The 15766-nt window shown below is 69.3% G+C and carries 13 protein-coding genes and 1 pseudogene; 8 read left to right on the plus strand and 6 right to left on the minus strand.

The genetic code is table 11. The features are described 5' to 3' along the window. Positions 1 to 100: 100 nt before the first annotated feature. Entirely contained in the window at positions 101 to 1567 is a 1467-nt protein-coding gene (locus tag ACWPN7_RS19160; RefSeq protein WP_459196094.1) for a M48 family metalloprotease, read from the minus strand. A 108-nt stretch (positions 1568 to 1675) separates the two neighbouring features. On the opposite strand from ACWPN7_RS19160, the gene ACWPN7_RS19165 reads away from it, so the two are divergent. The 7 genes and pseudogenes from ACWPN7_RS19165 (at position 1676) to ACWPN7_RS19195 (ending at position 8915) form a co-directional block, all read left to right on the plus strand. After that, positions 1676 to 2488 (plus strand): thermonuclease family protein, encoded by an 813-nt coding sequence (locus tag ACWPN7_RS19165; RefSeq protein ID WP_456525309.1) that lies wholly within the window; start codon positions 1676 to 1678, stop codon positions 2486 to 2488. Positions 2489 to 2557: 69 nt separating this feature from the next. Next, complete coding sequence (pip, locus tag ACWPN7_RS19170) at positions 2558 to 3508, plus strand: prolyl aminopeptidase (protein WP_014238731.1); 951 nt, start codon at positions 2558 to 2560, stop codon at positions 3506 to 3508. A 178-nt stretch (positions 3509 to 3686) separates the two neighbouring features. Next, complete coding sequence (gene rpmI / locus ACWPN7_RS19175; protein WP_014238730.1) at positions 3687 to 3887, plus strand: 50S ribosomal protein L35; 201 nt, start codon at positions 3687 to 3689, stop codon at positions 3885 to 3887. A gap of 21 nt (positions 3888 to 3908) precedes the next feature. Then, positions 3909 to 4280, plus strand: a complete 372-nt coding sequence (rplT, locus tag ACWPN7_RS19180; protein WP_014238729.1) for a 50S ribosomal protein L20 — start codon at positions 3909 to 3911, stop codon at positions 4278 to 4280. A gap of 121 nt (positions 4281 to 4401) precedes the next feature. Beyond that, complete coding sequence (pheS, locus tag ACWPN7_RS19185) at positions 4402 to 5469, plus strand: phenylalanine--tRNA ligase subunit alpha (protein WP_459196093.1); 1068 nt, start codon at positions 4402 to 4404, stop codon at positions 5467 to 5469. A 13-nt stretch (positions 5470 to 5482) separates the two neighbouring features. Further along, positions 5483 to 7880 (plus strand): annotated as a pseudogene (gene pheT / locus ACWPN7_RS19190) (phenylalanine--tRNA ligase subunit beta). A gap of 525 nt (positions 7881 to 8405) precedes the next feature. Beyond that, positions 8406 to 8915, plus strand: a complete 510-nt coding sequence (locus ACWPN7_RS19195) for a response regulator (protein ID WP_247887735.1) — start codon at positions 8406 to 8408, stop codon at positions 8913 to 8915. Positions 8916 to 8941: 26 nt separating this feature from the next. Here the strand turns inward: ACWPN7_RS19195 and ACWPN7_RS19200 are convergent, their stop codons facing one another. From ACWPN7_RS19200 to ACWPN7_RS19210, 3 genes are all read right to left on the minus strand, one after another. Further along, positions 8942 to 10528, minus strand: coding sequence for a DUF3369 domain-containing protein (locus tag ACWPN7_RS19200; protein WP_456525307.1), 1587 nt, complete (start codon positions 10526 to 10528; stop codon positions 8942 to 8944). 180 nt (positions 10529 to 10708) lie between these two features. After that, positions 10709 to 11668: an SH3 domain-containing protein gene (locus ACWPN7_RS19205; RefSeq protein WP_456510654.1), complete on the minus strand. Its 960-nt coding sequence runs from the start codon at positions 11666 to 11668 to the stop codon at positions 10709 to 10711. Between the two features lie 105 nt (positions 11669 to 11773). Continuing rightward, complete coding sequence (locus ACWPN7_RS19210; RefSeq protein ID WP_103040539.1) at positions 11774 to 12658, minus strand: LysR substrate-binding domain-containing protein; 885 nt, start codon at positions 12656 to 12658, stop codon at positions 11774 to 11776. Positions 12659 to 12802: 144 nt separating this feature from the next. Here ACWPN7_RS19210 and ACWPN7_RS19215 point away from each other — a divergent pair, with 144 nt between their 5' ends. Then, positions 12803 to 12973 carry a hypothetical protein gene (locus ACWPN7_RS19215; RefSeq protein WP_459196091.1) on the plus strand — a complete coding sequence of 57 codons (171 nt, stop codon included), beginning with the start codon at positions 12803 to 12805 and terminating at the stop codon, positions 12971 to 12973. 8 nt (positions 12974 to 12981) lie between these two features. On the opposite strand, the gene ACWPN7_RS19220 is transcribed toward ACWPN7_RS19215, so the two are convergent. Together ACWPN7_RS19220 and lepA are read right to left on the minus strand one after the other, a co-directional pair. After that, on the minus strand, positions 12982 to 13734 hold the full coding sequence (locus tag ACWPN7_RS19220) for an outer membrane lipoprotein (RefSeq protein WP_349618968.1): 753 nt from the start codon (positions 13732 to 13734) through the stop codon (positions 12982 to 12984). 157 nt (positions 13735 to 13891) lie between these two features. Continuing rightward, a complete protein-coding gene (lepA, locus tag ACWPN7_RS19225) occupies positions 13892 to 15694 on the minus strand; it encodes a translation elongation factor 4 (RefSeq protein ID WP_014238719.1) in 1803 nt (600 codons plus the stop codon). Positions 15695 to 15766: the final 72 nt, after the last annotated feature.

Here is a 15766-nt window from a genome sequence, read left to right on the forward strand (position 1 = left end):
CGGAGCCTACAGGACGCACGCGGCCATCGGCAATCGGCCATCGCGCCGCGTCCCGCAACGGTCACTCCGCTGTCAACCGGGCGCCGCCAACCGGGTGCCGTCAGCCGGTGATGATCTTCACCGGACGTCCGGGCTGGATCGGCGTGCCGGGCGGCAGATCGTTGATGATCCGGAACAACTCCTCCGCGTAGGGCTCCCGCGGCATCTGGCGCACGAAGCCCTCCACGCTGTCGCCGGGGCGGGCGGTCTGCACGCGGATGCGCCGGGGCTGGTAGGACGCGGCCTCCTGCTGGGTCAGCCGGCGGAAGCTGACGGCGGTCTGGCGGAAATCGCCGTCGAAGCGCGACAGCGCGCCGCCGGGCGCCAGAAAGGTGAAGCGGTAGAGGGTGCCGGAGTCGGCGCGGATGGCGACCAGCCGCACGTCCACCGCCCCGGCGTCGGTCTTGCCCTGGGTCAGCGCGGTGGCCGCCGGCATGCCGTTGACGGCGAAGGATTGCAGGTCCCGCAACGGCGCCCCCTGCGCCCAGCTGCCGGTCAGATAGGCGGCCGGGTCGCGCGCCCCCGGCGCCTTGCCGCCGTCGAAGACGATGGCCCCGCCGTTGGGACCCTTGGCAATCACCTGCTGCGCTCCGTTGAGCAGGCTGTAGCCCTGCGGCACGTCGAAGGCGATGCCCAGCTGCGGGTGGGCGAAGGTCCGGCCGCGGACGAAGCCGTTCTCCGGGCTGTCGCCGTAGATCACCCCGTCCATCGCCGTCATGTAGGGATCGACGGGCCGCGCCCCGCGGGGCAGTTCGCGGGCGATGGCCGCCGCCTCGTCGACGCGCGACGCGGTCTGCGGGTGGGTGGCGAAGAAGTCGAAGCCGCCCTCCCCGGCACCCTTGCCGGAGCGCAGGCCGGAATATTGGGTGTCGCGGCGCATGGTCTCCAGGAAGGTCGCCATGGCGAAGGGGTCGTAGCCGGCGCGGTGCAGATACTCGATGCCCAGCCGGTCGGCCTCCGACTCCTGGCCGCGCGAGTAGCGGGCGAGCAGGGCGGTGCCGCCGATGTTGGCGATCTGCGCCAGCTCCGGGCTGCCCAGCACGAGGCCGATGCCGGCGGCGAGCAGCCCGGCGATGGTCTGGTTGGTCTGCCGCTCCTGGCCGTGGTGGGCGATGACGTGGCCGATCTCGTGCCCCAGCACGCTCGCCACCTCCGCCTCGTCCTTGGCGAGCGCCAGCAGGCCGCGGGTGATGTAGACGTAGCCGCCGGGCAGGGCGAAGGCGTTGACCACGTCGCTGTCCAGGACGGTGAAGGTCCAGGGGCCGGAGCGGTCGGTCTGGGCGGCCAGCCGGTTGCCAATGCCGGTGATGTAGGCCTGCAGCCGCTGGTCGGGGTAGGCCCCGCCATACTGGGCGAGGATCTTGGGATGCTCCTGCGCGCCGATCGACTCCTCGCTGCCGCCGAGGAGCTGGGCGCTGGCCGGGGCACAGGCCGAGGTGAGCAGCAGGACGGCCAGCCCTGCGGCGGCGATCCGGCGCAGTGGAGATGAGGAAGTCGGCTTGCGTTCGGTCGTCGGTTCGGGCGTCATGAGTCGTCATATCGGAAGGGGGCTCGCTGAGATCAAACTCCCCGTCCGGCCCGCCTGTTCCACGGCTCCACCCCTTCGCCCGCCATGCTGCGCCGCATTCCTTCTCTGATGCTGTCCGCCCTGCTGCTGATGGCGAACACCGCCGGGTCGGCGGAGCTGCGCGTCGCCGCGGTGACCGATGACGCCACGCTGCTGCTGGAGGACGGCCGCGGCCTGCGTCTGGCCGGCATCGAATCCGCCGCGCCGCCCATGGGGGCGGAGCCGGGCCAGAGCTGGCCGCTGGCCGAGGCGGCGCGGCAGGCGCTGGCGGAGCTGGCCGTCGGGCAAAGCTTGAGCGTGCGGGGGGAGGCGCGGACCGACCGGCACGGGCGCGTGCTGGCCCAGGTGGTGCGCGGCGACGGGCTGTGGCTCCAGGGCGAGCTGCTGGCGCGCGGCCTCGCCCGCGTGCACACCCGGCCCGACGCCCGCGCCCTGGCCCGTGAGATGCTGGCGGCGGAGGCCGTCGCGCGGGACGCCGGGCGCGGCATCTGGCGGACCCGCACCTACGCCGTGCGGCCCGCCGACCCCGACGCGCTGCGCCGGGACCGCGACAGCTTCCAGATCGTCGAGGGGCGGGTGCTGCGGGTGAGCAAGGCCGGCGGCGACGCCTATCTGGATTTCGGCGAGGACTGGCGGACCGACGTCACGGTGCACATCGGGCGGGCTGCGCTGCGCGAGTTCGTGGCCGCCGGCATCGACCCCCTGTCCTACGAAGGGCGGACCGTCCGGGTGCGCGGCTGGGTGGGCCTGCGCGCCGGCCCGCTGATCGAGGCGACCCATCCCGAGCAGATCGAGCGGCTGGACGGAGCCGGCCCGCCCCTCCGTCCGACGCCGCGCCCGTCCGCTCCGCCGCCGGACCTTTCCGACGACGACGAGGAGTGAGCCTGTGGCGGACGACGGACGGGCGTCCTACACTTGCTTCCATTCGGCCCGGACTGACAGGACCTCTTCATGCCCCGCAGCGAGCTTTTCCCGCCCATCGACCCCTACCAGACCGGCTTCCTGCCCGTGGACGAGATCCACACGCTCTATTGGGAGCAGTCGGGAAACCCGCGCGGCGTGCCGGTGCTGTTCCTGCATGGGGGGCCGGGGGCGGGTGCCTCGCCGACGCACCGGCGTTTCTTCGATCCCGGCCATTACCGCATCGTCGTGATGGACCAGCGCGGGGCGGGCCGCTCCACCCCGCTGGGCGAGGTCCGGCGCAACACGACCGAGCTGCTGGTGGAGGACGCCGAACGGCTGCGCCGCCATCTGGGGATCGAGCGCTGGCTGCTGTTTGGCGGAAGCTGGGGGTCGACGCTGGCGCTGGCCTACGGGCAGACCCATCCGGAACGCTGCCTGGGGCTGATCCTGCGCGGTATCTTCCTGATGCGGAAGACGGAGATCGACTGGTTCCTCTACTCCATGCGCACGATCTTCCCGGAAGCCTGGGCCACCTTCGCCGGGCACATCCCGCCGGAGGAGCGCGGCGACCTGCTGGAGGCCTATTGGCGGCGGCTCAACGCGCCGGATGCGGCGACCCGCATGGCGGCGGCGCGGGTGTGGAGCCTGTATGAGGGCTCCTGCTCCTCGCTGCTGCCCTCGCCGGAGCTGATCGCGACGAGCGCGGAGGACACCCACGCGCTGGGCCTCGCCCGCATCGAGGCGCACTACTTCCGCTCCAACCGCTTCACCCCGGAGGACAGGCTGCTGCGCGACGTGCACCGCATCCGGCATCTGCCGGGGGCGATCGTCCAGGGCCGCTACGACATCGTCTGTCCCATCACCAGCGCCGACGAGTTGCGCCGCGCCTGGCCGGAGGCCGATTACCGCGTGGTACCCGATGCCGGCCATTCCGCCATGGAGCCGGGCATCCGCGCCGCCCTGGTCCAGGCGACGGAGCGGTTCAAGGAATACCGGTAGAAAGACCGGTAGGGGAGGGGGCGCGCCGCACCCCTTCATACCTCTCCCGCATTCGCTCCCCCTTGCGTTGCGGCGTGGCCGCGCGTATAACCCTGCGCTCCAACGGGCGGCGAGGCCGGGTCCGAGACCCAGGGCATGCCCAACCGTCAGTCGGGAACATCCAACGCAAGGATTGAAAATGCCCAAGCTGAAGACGAAGAGCGGCGCCAAGAAGCGCTTCAAGGTGACCGCGTCCGGTAAGGTGCGCGCCCAGGCGGCTTTCAAGCGCCACTGCCTGGAGCAGAAGAGCCCGAATATGAAGCGCAATGCGCGCGGCATGATGACCCTGGCCGAGCCGGACCAGAAGATCGTGCTGAAGAACTGGCTGCGCAACGCTTGATATCGTAAGGGAATCTGAACCATGGCTCGTGTTAAGCGCGGCGTCACCACGCACGCCCGTCACCGCAAGATCCTGAAGCTCGCCAAGGGCTACCGGGGTCGCAATTCCAAGAACTTCCGCATCGCGATCGAGAAGGTCGAAAAGGCCCTTCAATACGCGTATCGCGACCGCCGCAACAAGAAGCGCGATTTCCGCGGCCTGTGGATCCAGCGCATCAACGCCGGTGTCCGCCAGTACGGCCTGACCTACTCGCGCTTCATCAACGGCATCAAGCTGGCCGGCATCGAGATCGACCGCAAGGTCCTGTCGGATCTGGCCGCCCGTGAGCCGGAGGCCTTCAAGGCCATCGTCGATCAGGCCCAGGCCGCTCTCGCCTCCAAGGCCGCCGCCTAAAGGGTCCGCCGCGCAAGCGGAAACCCGGTCCGGCGCCGGACACGAAAGAAGGGAGCCGTGCCTCTGGGCCGGCTCCCTTTTTCTTTACGCTCGCACTTCCTTATGGCTCGCGGGAAATGACATGCTCGATGCGCTGAAAGACGAACTCCTGTCGCAGGTCAACGCCGCTGGCGACCTCGCGGCCCTCGAAGAGGTGCGGGTCACCGCGCTCGGCAAAAAGGGGCGCATCACCGGCTTCATGAAGGAGCTGGGCGGGCTGTCGCCCGACGAACGGCGCGAGCGCGGCCAGCAGCTCAACGCGCTGAAGGACGAGATCGCCGCCGCCATCGACGGCCGCAAGGCCGACCTCGCCCGCGCCCATCTGGAGGCCCGCCTCCAGGCCGAGCGCATCGACGTCACCCTGCCGGTCCGTCCGGAGACCGAGGGGCGCATCCACCCGATCAGCCAGACCATCGACGAGATGGTGGCGATCTTCGCCGAGATGGGCTTCAGCGTCGCCGAGGGGCCGGACGTCGAGGACGATTTCCACAACTTCACCGCCCTGAACTTCCCGCCGGGCCACCCCGCCCGCGACATGCACGACACCTTCTATCTGCCGGACTCCGGCGACAAGAAGATGCTGCTGCGCACCCACACCAGCCCGGTGCAGGTCCGCACCATGCTGAACAAGAAGCCGCCGATCCGCATCATCGCGCCGGGCCGCACCTACCGGTCCGACTACGACATGACCCACACCCCGATGTTCCACCAGATCGAGGGGCTGGTCATCGACGAGGCGACCCACATGGGCCACCTCAAGGGCTGCCTGATCGAGTTCTGCCGCGCCTTCTTCGACGTGGACGACCTGCCGCTGCGCTTCCGCCCCAGCTTCTTCCCCTTCACCGAACCGTCGGCGGAGGTGGACATCGGCTGCTCCCGCAAGGGCGGCGAACTGAAGCTCGGCAACTACGGCGACTGGCTGGAGATCCTGGGCTGCGGCATGGTGCACCCCAACGTGCTGGAGGCCTGCGGCATCGACAGCACCAGGTACCAGGGCTTCGCCTTCGGCATGGGGATCGAGCGCGTGGCGATGCTGAAGTACGGCATCCCCGACCTGCGCACCTTCTTCGAAGCCGACCTCCGCTGGCTGAAGCATTACGGCTTCGTGCCGCTCGACGTTCCCAGCATGGCCCAGGGCCTGACGCGCTAAAGGAGCCGGACCCATGAAGTTCACGCTGTCCTGGCTGAAGGACCATCTGGAGACCGACGCCACGCTCGACCAGATCGTGGAGAAGCTGACCGCCCTCGGCCTGGAGGTCGAAGGGGTGGAGGACCGCTCCCGGGAGCTGAAGCCCTTCCGCGTCGCCCACATCGTCTCCGCCGAGAAGCACCCGGACGCCGACAAGCTGCGCGTCCTGGTCGTCGACACCGGCACCGAGAAGCTGCAGGTCGTTTGCGGCGCGCCCAACGCGCGCGCCGGCCTGAAGGGCGTCTTCGCGCCGGAGGGAGCCTACATCCCCGGCTCCGACATCACGCTGAAGAAGGGCGTCATCCGCGGCGTCGAGTTCGAACGGCATGATGTGCTCCGAGCGCGAGCTGAAGCTGTCGGAGGAGCACAACGGCATCATCGAGCTGCCCGAGGACGCGCCCGTCGGCGTCGCCTACGCCGACTATGCCGGCCTGGGCGACCCGGTCATCGACATCAGCCTGACGCCCGACCGCGCCGACTGCGCCGGGGTGCGCGGCATCGCCCGCGACCTCGCCGCCGCCGGGCTGGGCACGCTGAAGCCGCTGGCGGCGGAGCCGGTGAAGGGCGCCTTCCCGAGCCCGCTCGGCGTGACCATCGAGGCGCCGGACGCCTGCCCGATGTATGTCGGCCGCTATTTCCGCGGCGTGAAGAACGGCCCGTCGCCGAAGTGGCTGCACGACAAGCTGGTCGCCATCGGCCTGCGCCCGATCTCCGCGCTGGTCGACATCACCAACTTCATCACCTTCGACCTGTCGCGCCCGCTGCACGCCTTCGACGCCGACAAGGTCAAGGGCGGCATCGTCGTCCGCTTGGCCCGCGAGGGTGAGACGCTGGCGGCGCTGAACGGCAAGGAATACCCGCTCGACCCGAGCATGACGGTCATCGCCGATCATGAGCGGGCCGAGGCGCTGGGCGGCATCATCGGCGGCGAGGCGTCGGGCTGCACCGAGACGACGGTCAACGTCTTCCTGGAGGCGGCGATCTTCGACACCGTGCGCACGGCGCAGACCGGCCGCAAGCTGGGCATCGAGTCGGACGCCCGCTACCGGCTGGAGCGCGGCGTCGATCCGGCGGCGGTGGTGTCGGGGATGGAGCGCGCCACCCGCCTGATCCTGGAGATCTGCGGCGGCGAGGCCTCCGACCTCGTGGTCGCCGGCGAGGAGCCGCAGTGGCGCCGCACCCTGACGCTGCGTCCGGGCCGCGTCGCCGCCCTGGGCGGCGTCGAGGTGCCGCGCGACGAGCAGACCCGCATCCTGATCGATCTCGGCTGCGAGATCGTCGGCGAGGATGTGGACGGCACCCTGCGCGTCGTTCCGCCCTCCTGGCGCGCCGACATCCACGGCGAGGCCGATCTGGTGGAGGAGGTGCTGCGCATCCACGGCTTCGACGCCATCCCGGCGACCCCGCTGCCGCGCGACAGCGTGCTGACCCGTCCGGCCCTGACCACCAAACAGCGCCGCGTCGGGCTGACCAAGCGCACGCTGGCCGTCCGCGGCCTGTCCGAAGCCGTCACCTGGTCCTTCATGGCTGGTCCGGTGGCCGAGCTGTTCGGCGGGGTTGGCGAGGGGCTGACGCTGGTCAACCCGATCAGCGCCGACCTCGACGTGATGCGCCCGTCCATTCTCGGCAACCTGATCCAGGCCGCCGGGCGCAACGCCGACCGCGGCTACGCCGACGTCGGCCTGTTCGAGGTCGGCCCGGCTTTCCGCAAGCCCTCGCCGGACGGGCAGGACATCGTGGCCGCCGGCATCCGCGCCGGCAACGCGGTGCCGCGCCATTGGGCGGAGAAGGCCCGCGGCGTCGATGCCTACGACGCCAAGGCAGACGCCATGGCCGTCCTGGAGGCCGCCGGCGCGCCGGTGACCAACCTGCAGGTCACCACCGACGCGCCGGGCTGGTACCATCCCGGCCGCTCGGGCGTGCTGCGCCTCGGTCCGACGGTGATGGCCCGCTTCGGCGAAATCCACCCGACCGTTCTGGGCACGCTGGGCGTCAAGGGTCCGGTGGTCGGCTTCGAGGTGTTCCTGGAGGTCATCCCGCTGCCCAAGAAGAAGGGCGGCACGGCGCGTCCGCTGGTCCAGCTCTCGCCCTTCCAGCCGCTGGAGCGCGACTTCGCCTTCGTTGTCGGCAAGGACGTGGAGGCCGACAAGCTGATCCGCGCCGCCAAGGGCGCCGACAAGGCGCTGGTCAAGGACGTAACCGTCTTCGACGTCTACCAGGGCACCAACCTGGAAGAGGGCAAGAAGTCCGTCGCGCTCTCCGTCACGCTCCAGCCGACCGAGCGGACCCTGACCGAGCCGGAGATCGAGGCCATCGGCCAGAAGATCGTCGCCGCGGTCGCCAAGGCCACGGGCGGCAGCTTGCGAAGCTGACGTTCGCTCTCCCGACGCGGACGCATCCAAAGGCTGCGGATCCGGGAAAGGGTTCAATTTCATAAGACAAAGTTCGGGCCTCCGCCGCAAGGCGGGGGCCCATTGTTTTTCCATGTCCGCATGGAACGGCTCCCAATCCGGACAGTTCAAAGGATTGTTCCGCAGGCGACACGTCTGGATTCGGAAAACATGCCGGGGTCCGTTGTTTGAAGCACGTTTCGGTGCGGCATCCGTGCGCGCCTCATATGCGCTTTTTCAGAGTTGAACAGAGTTGGTCCATCAGATAAAGCGAATGAACATAGGTTTGCAAAACATGCGTCCGTATTGGCGCGATGCTGCATATCTCCGCCTATAAATTTCAGAAATGGAATGTTTTCTTTCCACGATACATGACAGACATTCCAAAAATTCGTCGGGCTGATATTTCGATTTTTTTAATATTTTTCGTTCTTTTTTGAAGTGGTCATGTTGGAAACGGCGCGGGGTGTTCTGGCCCCGCCGCCCTCAGCCCTGGTGAAGAATCCGATGGTGAGCTTAACGAACGACCACGCCAGAACCTCTTCCGTCCTCGCCATGACCGGGGATGCCGGCAAAGGTTCGGTGGACGGCGGCGGCGCGTTCCGCCGCGAGGATGGCGATGGAGGGACGCCGGCCGAGGCCAGCCGGCTGGTCATCGTGGTGGACGACGACCGGTCGATCGTGGAAGGGCTGGCGCTGCTTCTCGAAGCCTGGGGATACGACGTGCTGACCGCCCTGTCGCTGAATGAACTGGCGCAGCGGCTACCCCAGGCGCCCGGCCGTCCCGGGCTGGTCCTGGCCGATCACTTCCTGCCGGCGGGAGGCACGGGCGCCCAGGCGGTGGAGATGGTGCGCGCCCATGTCGGCGCTCCGGTGCCCGCCCTGATCCTGACCGGCGACACGATGCCGGAGCGTCAGGCCGAAGCCGCCGCCCTGGGCTGCCGGCTGCTGCACAAGCCGGTGCAGATCGGTCCGCTGAAGGACATGGTGGACACGCTGATGAGCGGCGCCGGCTGAGCCCGTCCGCCTCTCTCCAAAGGGCGTCACCCCCGGCGCAGGCTGCCGGACACCGCCAGGAAGGCGTCGACCACCAGCGGATCGAACCGGCTGCCCGACAGGCGCCGGATCTCCGCCACCGCCACGTCATGGTCCAGCGCCTTGCGGTAGGGGCGGTCGCGGGTCATGGCGTCGAAGCTGTCGGCCACCGCGACGATGCGGGCGCTCAGCGGGATGGCGTCGCCCTTGAGGCGGTCGGGATAGCCGGTGCCGTCCCAATTTTCATGATGCGACCGGGCGATCTCCGCCCCCAGATGCAGATGCGTCCGCCCCTCGGACCGCTGGCTCGCGCGGTCCAGCAAATCCCAGCCCGTGGTCGTGTGGGCCTGCATGACGGCCCGCTCATCCGGGCTCAGCGGCCCGGTCTTGCCGAGGATGGCGGGGTCCAGCGTGGCGTTGCCGACGTCGTGGAGGATGGCGGCCAGACCGACCGACTCCAGGAACACCGTGTCGAGGACGGCGGGATAGCGCCCCTCCTCGGCCAGACGGCGGGCGATGCGGTCGGTCACCATGGCGATGCGCGGGCCGGTCTCGGCCTCCACGCTCGGATGACCGGCGCGCTCCGCCAGATCGGCCATGGCGATGACCGTGTGCTCCTGGCTGCGCCGCAACTGCTCGTACAGGTGCAGATTGTCGAAGCCGACCGAGATCTTGCGGCAGAACACCTCGATCAGGTTGCGGTCGAGGTCGGACAGCGGCCGGTCGGAACTCAGATAGACCACATTCTCGCGGTCGTTCGGCGTTCGGATGTAGAGCGTGCAATGATCGGCGGCGTAGCGGTTGCTGCGCGACTCCAGGCAGCGCTTCACCTCCGCCAGGACGGAGGGCTCGACATGGTTGGCGGCCGGCTCGTCGATCAGCGTCTCGAACCGGCCGGAGCCGGCCAGGACATACAGCCCGTCCGCCGCGCCGCTGATGACCGGGCCGCGCTGCACGCACAGGATGGCGTCCGGCCCGACGCCGAGGATGCCGGACAGTTGCGTCAGCACGCCCGCGGCGAACAGCTTCATCGAGCGCGCCTGGAACAGCGACGACGACGCCTCGATGATCTTCTCGAGCCCGCGCCGGTTCATCTCGATCGCCATGATGTCCTCGTAGGAGCGCAGGGCGGCGACCGTGGTGGTGAACAGCTGCTGGGCGGTGAGCTGAGTCTTGGCCTTGTAGTCGTTGATGTCGTAGTCGAGGATCACCGCGCGCTCCGGAGCCTGCCCGGGCTGGCCGGTGCGCAGGATGATGCGGACGTGGCGGTTCTTCAGCTCCTCGCGGATGTGGTGGACGAGCTGCAGCCCGGCGTCGTCGGTCTCCATCACCACGTCCAGCAGGATGATGGCGATGTCCTCCTCGCGCTCCAGGATCGTCCGCGCCTCCGCGGCGGAATAGGCGGAGATGAACTGGGCGGAGCGGCCCTTGTAGGCGAAATCGGCCAGGACGAGCTTGGTGATGGAGTGCACCTCCGGCTCGTCGTCCACGATCATCATCTTCCACCGGTTTCCGGTGGCCGGCGACCCGGTTTCGCCGTTTCCGTCGCCGTCCTGGTCGTCCAGAAAGAGGAACTCGTCGTCGGAGTCGGTCATGGGCAAAGCCTGGGGCGGAGCGGGCGGGGGGTAAGAAAGATTAACACGGCACGGCGGCACCCGCCTACCGCCACGATCGATGCATTTTCGATGAAAAAGCTCCGTAATTTACCGGAGGCGGCGCGTTGCTGCCGCTTGGCGCAGGGCGGCGCCGGGGGCAGGCCAGGGTCAGCCCCGGGGTCAGAAGGTCTCCAGCTCGATCACCCAGCAGTCCATGGAGCGCTGCGCCAGAGCGCCGCAGACATTGTCCACCTGCGTCCGGGTGAAGGGGCCGACGCCCATCTGGTAGGTGGTGCGGGCACCGCGGAAGACCGGCCAGACCATCGGCGGCAGGTCGCGGTAGGTCGTTCCGGGGCCGTAGGTGAATTCCTGCCACGCCCGCAGCCCCTCGGCGTGGCTGACATACTCGCCGAGCCGCGCGGCGAACAGCGCCCCCGGCTCGATGGGCGGCATGCCGGGCAGCGGGTAGGGGGCGACCACCCCGATCAGCCCCTCGGCGGTGGCGACCGCGCGAGTCCGACCGGGCATGCCCAGCGTCACCCGCCCGTTCGCGGAGTCGATCAGGCTGACCACGTCGCCCTTGCGCAGGGTGAAGCTGCGCCGCTTCTTGTTGTCGAGGATCTCCGTCGCCTTGATGGCGTCCGCCGCGACGACATAGCCCTGGGCCGGCACCTGGGCGGCGATCTCCCACGCGCTGCGCGGCACCACGGCGGCGCTGCGGTGGATGACCGGCGGCTTGCCGGTCGCGGGGGGCGATCCGCCGGCGTTGGCCCCGGCGGCGGTGGCGCCCATGGCGGCGGTGATCGAGCGCGACACCATCAGCGCCGGGTCCAGCGAGTCGGAGGGGACGTAGCCGATGGGCTGACCGCCGATGGCGACCTCCGTCCAGCTGGTGCCGCGGGGCGTGCCCAGCGCGTTCAGCGCCTTGCCGCGCGGCAGGGTCTGGATGATCCGGGCATCGGCGTTGGGGCCGATGCGCACCTCGATGTCGCGGTTGAGGACCACCTCGCCGGTCAGCGGCGCGCCGATGGCGACGGGGCTCTGCGCCAGGGCGGCGTCCGGGGCGAACCACATCGTCGCCGCGGCCAGGATCAGCCGCAGCGCCAGGGCGCGGAGGGCGGTGGTGGAACGCGTGCGCACGGCGGTTTGCCCCTTTGGAGGAGGGGCCATTTTGCATCGGTCCGGCCCGCCGGGGCAACCCGGCGCGTGCGCGCCGGGACGGATGTCACGGAGCGGCACGGTCGGTCAGGCCGCCCGATTCCCGCCCACCAGATCGTGGATGGCCTCGGCCAGCAGGCGGACCGGCTTGGCGGCCATGCCGGGGGCGCGGTGCAGCGCGATGTCGATGTCCGGCAGGTCGGGGAAGCCGTCCGCCGCGGTCAGCCGGCGCAGGCTGGGCGGAACGGTGCATTCCTCCATGGCGGTGACGCCGAGCCCGCCCAGCACGGCGCCGTGCACCGCCACCACGCTCTTGCTGATGAAGGCGACGCGCCAGCCGCGCCCGATGCCCTCCAGCGCCGCGACGGCGAGATCGCGCACCACGCAGCCCTTGGGGAACAGGGCCAGCGGCAGCGGGTCCTCGCGCTCGATGGGGGTGGAATCGACGGCGGTGGAGCGCGGCGGGGCGACCCAGGCCACCGGCTCCCGCCGCACCAGCTCGCCGCTGCGGCTGTCGGGGTGGCGGGTGACCAGGGCGAGGTCGTAGCGGCCCTTGTCGATCTCCGCCACCAGATCGGGGCTGTTGTCGCAGATCACCTCCACCGGCACGTCGGGGTAGACGGCGGCGAAGCGGGCGAGCACGCCGGGCAGCAGCATGGTGGCGTAATCGTCCGGCGTGCCGATGCGCACGCTGGCGATCGAGGCGGGCCGGCGCATCAGGGCCAGAACCTCGTCGTTCAGGGTCAGCATCCGCCGGGCGTAGGTCAGCAGAAGCTCGCCCTGCTGGGTCAGGTGGACGCTCTTGGTGTCGCGCTGGAAGACGCGGGTGCCCACGACCTCCTCCAGCCGGCGGACCTGCTGGCTGACGGCGGCCTGGGTGCGGCCCAGCGTGTCGCCGGCACGGGTGAAGCTGCGCGCGTCGGCGACGGCGACGAAGGCGCGCAGAAGGTCGGTGTCGAGGTTGGCCGGCATGGTCACACATTCAAGCAGAGGGGACGCGCGGGTTCAACGCGCGGAAGGACCATCACGATCTGTGATGAACCTCATAAAGCCTATTCGTTTCCAAGATTTTTCGCGCGGGCGCAGGGTGCCCTCCGATCTTGGGAGGACGGAGCGATGGGCGTGTTCGACGCGATGACGACGGTGGTGCTGGAGGCCGGACGGCTGGACCGCGAGGAGGAGCGCCGCCCGATGACGGTGACGGCGGCAGCGCCGTCGCCGTGGCGCTTCCGGCTGCTGCGGATGCCGGCTCTGCCGGTGCTGCTGCTGACGATCCTGGTGGCGTGAGGGCCGGGTCAGGTGGCGGGCGTGCCGTCGGCGGGCTTGTCCGCCGGGGCCTCGGCCGCCGGCACCGGCTCGGGAGCTGGGGTTGCTGGCGGGGTGAGGCGGATGGGCGCCGGTCCGCCGCTGTCGGGAGTCGAAGCCGCCGGAGCTTCCACGGGGACCTCCACAGGCACCTCCGCAGGGGGCGGGGCGGCAAGCTCCTTCGCCTCGATCGTCTCGGTGGGCCTAGAGTCCTTAGGTGCGTCCTTTTGGGCGTCCTTCGCCGCTTCCTTCAGGGCGGGAGCCGGCTCGGGGTCCGTGGAATAGTCGGCGACGATGCGGGCTTGGCTGCCGGCGATGACCAGCACCTTCTGCCCGATCTCGATGGGCTTCTCCTCCCGCTGGGTGACCGACAGCAGCTCGCCGTCCGGCTTGCGGACGATGTATTCCCAGCCCGTGGTGTCACCGGTCACATGCTCGATCGACGTGCCGATCAGCCCGCCGATGGCCGTGCCGCCGACCGCGCCCAGCGCCGAGTTGATGCCGAAGGTGCCGGACTGCGAACCCAGAACGCCGCCCGCGGCCCCGCCGGTGACGGCGCCGACGGTGCCGCTGGTGCTGATCTTGACCTGACGGAATCCGATGACGACCGCCCGCTCCACCTTGTTCGCCTGCTGGGTCGCGGTGGCGGCGTAGGTGTTGGGCGAGTAGTTCGGGGTGCAGCCTGCGAGGATGCCGACGACCAGGGCGGCGGCTGGCAGGCCAAACATGACAGTGCGCGTCACGGGACATCATCCGTTTGGAAGCCTGTCCGGGTGATAGGCGATTCCATGCGGGGAGTCATTCGACTTTTTGTGGGCTCTGGGCTGCTGCGCCGGGCGGACAAAAAGAAAGCGGGCCTTGCCGGACCCGCTTTCCGTCATTCCACCAAGAGGCCGGCGCTTATTCGTCGCCCATCTTGAGGGCGGCGATGAAGGCGCTCTGCGGGATTTCGACCTGGCCGAACTGCCGCATGCGCTTCTTGCCTTCCTTCTGCTTGTCCAGCAGCTTGCGCTTGCGGCTGATGTCGCCGCCGTAGCACTTGGCCGTCACGTCCTTGCGCAGCGCGCCGATGCTCTCGCGGGCGATGATCTTGCCGCCGATGGCCGCCTGCACGGCGATCTTGAAGAGCTGGCGCGGGATCAGCTCCTTCAGCCGCTCGCAGAGCTGGCGGCCGCGCCGCTCCGACTGGGAGCGGTGGACGATCATCGACAGGGCGTCCACCGGCTCGGCGTTTACCAGGATCGACATCTTGACGAGGTCGCCTTCCTCGTAGCTGTCCATCTGGTAGTCGAAGCTGGCGTAGCCGCGGCTGATCGACTTCAGCCGGTCGTAGAAGTCGAAGACCACCTCGTTCAGCGGCAGCCGGTAGACCAGCATGGCGCGGGCACCGGCGTAGGTCAGCTCGATCTGCTGGCCGCGCCGCTCGGTGCAGAGCTGGAGGATGCCGCCCAGATACTCGTCGGGCAGCATGATGGTGGCCTTGATCCACGGCTCGTCGATGCGGTCGATCTTCATCACGTCCGGCATGTCCGCCGGGTTGTGCAGATCCATCACCGTGCCGTCGGTCATGTACAGCTTGTAGACCACCGACGGCGCCGTGGTGATCAGGTCGAGGTTGAACTCGCGCTCCAGCCGCTCCTGGATGATTTCCAGATGCAGCAGGCCGAGGAAGCCGCAGCGGAAGCCGAAGCCCAGCGCCGCCGACGTCTCGGCCTCGTAATGGAAGCTGGAGTCGTTCAGCTTCAGCTTGCCCAGGCTGTCGCGCAGCCGCTCGAAGTCGGCGGCGTCCACCGGGAACAGGCCGCACCACACCACGGGGATGGAGGGCTTGAAGCCGGCCAGCGGCTCGGCCGCCGGGCGGCGGTCTTCGGTGATGGTGTCGCCGACCTTGGTCAGCGTGATGTCCTTGATGGCGGCGGTGATGAAGCCCATCTCGCCCGGCCCCAGCTCGCCGGTCAGCAGGGCCTTCGGGGTGAAGACGCCGACGCGGTCGACCTCGTGGGCGCTGCCGGCGGCCATGAAGCGGACCTTCTGGTTCACCTTCAGCCGCCCGTCCACCACGCGCACCAGGATGACCACGCCGAGGTACGGGTCGTACCAGGAATCGACCAGCAGGGCCTTCAGCTCACCGTCGGCGTTGCCCTTGGGCGCGGGCAGGCGCTGCACCACGGCTTCCAGAACGGCGTCGATGTTCAGGCCGGTCTTGGCCGAAATCTCCACGGCGTCGGTGGCGTCCAGGCCGATCACATCCTCGATCTGCTGCTTCACGCGGTCGGGCTCCGCCGCCGGCAGGTCGATCTTGTTGAGGACCGGGATAATCTCGTGGTTGTTGTCGATCGCCTGATAGACGTTGGCGAGCGTCTGCGCCTCCACACCCTGCGAGGCGTCCACCACCAGGATCGAGCCCTCGCAGGCGGCGAGGCTGCGGCTGACCTCGTAGGCGAAGTCGACGTGGCCCGGCGTGTCCATCAGGTTCAGCGTGTACTGCTGCCCGTCCTTGGCCTTGTAGAGCAGGCGGACGGTCTGCGCCTTGATGGTGATGCCGCGCTCGCGCTCGATGTCCATGCTGTCGAGCACCTGTTCGCGCATCTCGCGCGAATCGAGGCCGCCGCACTGCTGGATCAGACGGTCGGCAAGGGTCGACTTGCCGTGGTCGATGTGCGCGATGATCGAGAAATTGCGGATGTGCGAAAGGTCAGTCATCGGTGCCCGGAGCCCTGGTTTGGGGCGGAACATAGGGCGGACGGACGATGCGCGCAATGGCGGCGTGGACAG

Source organism: Azospirillum sp. UENF 312511, from assembly GCF_058780635.1.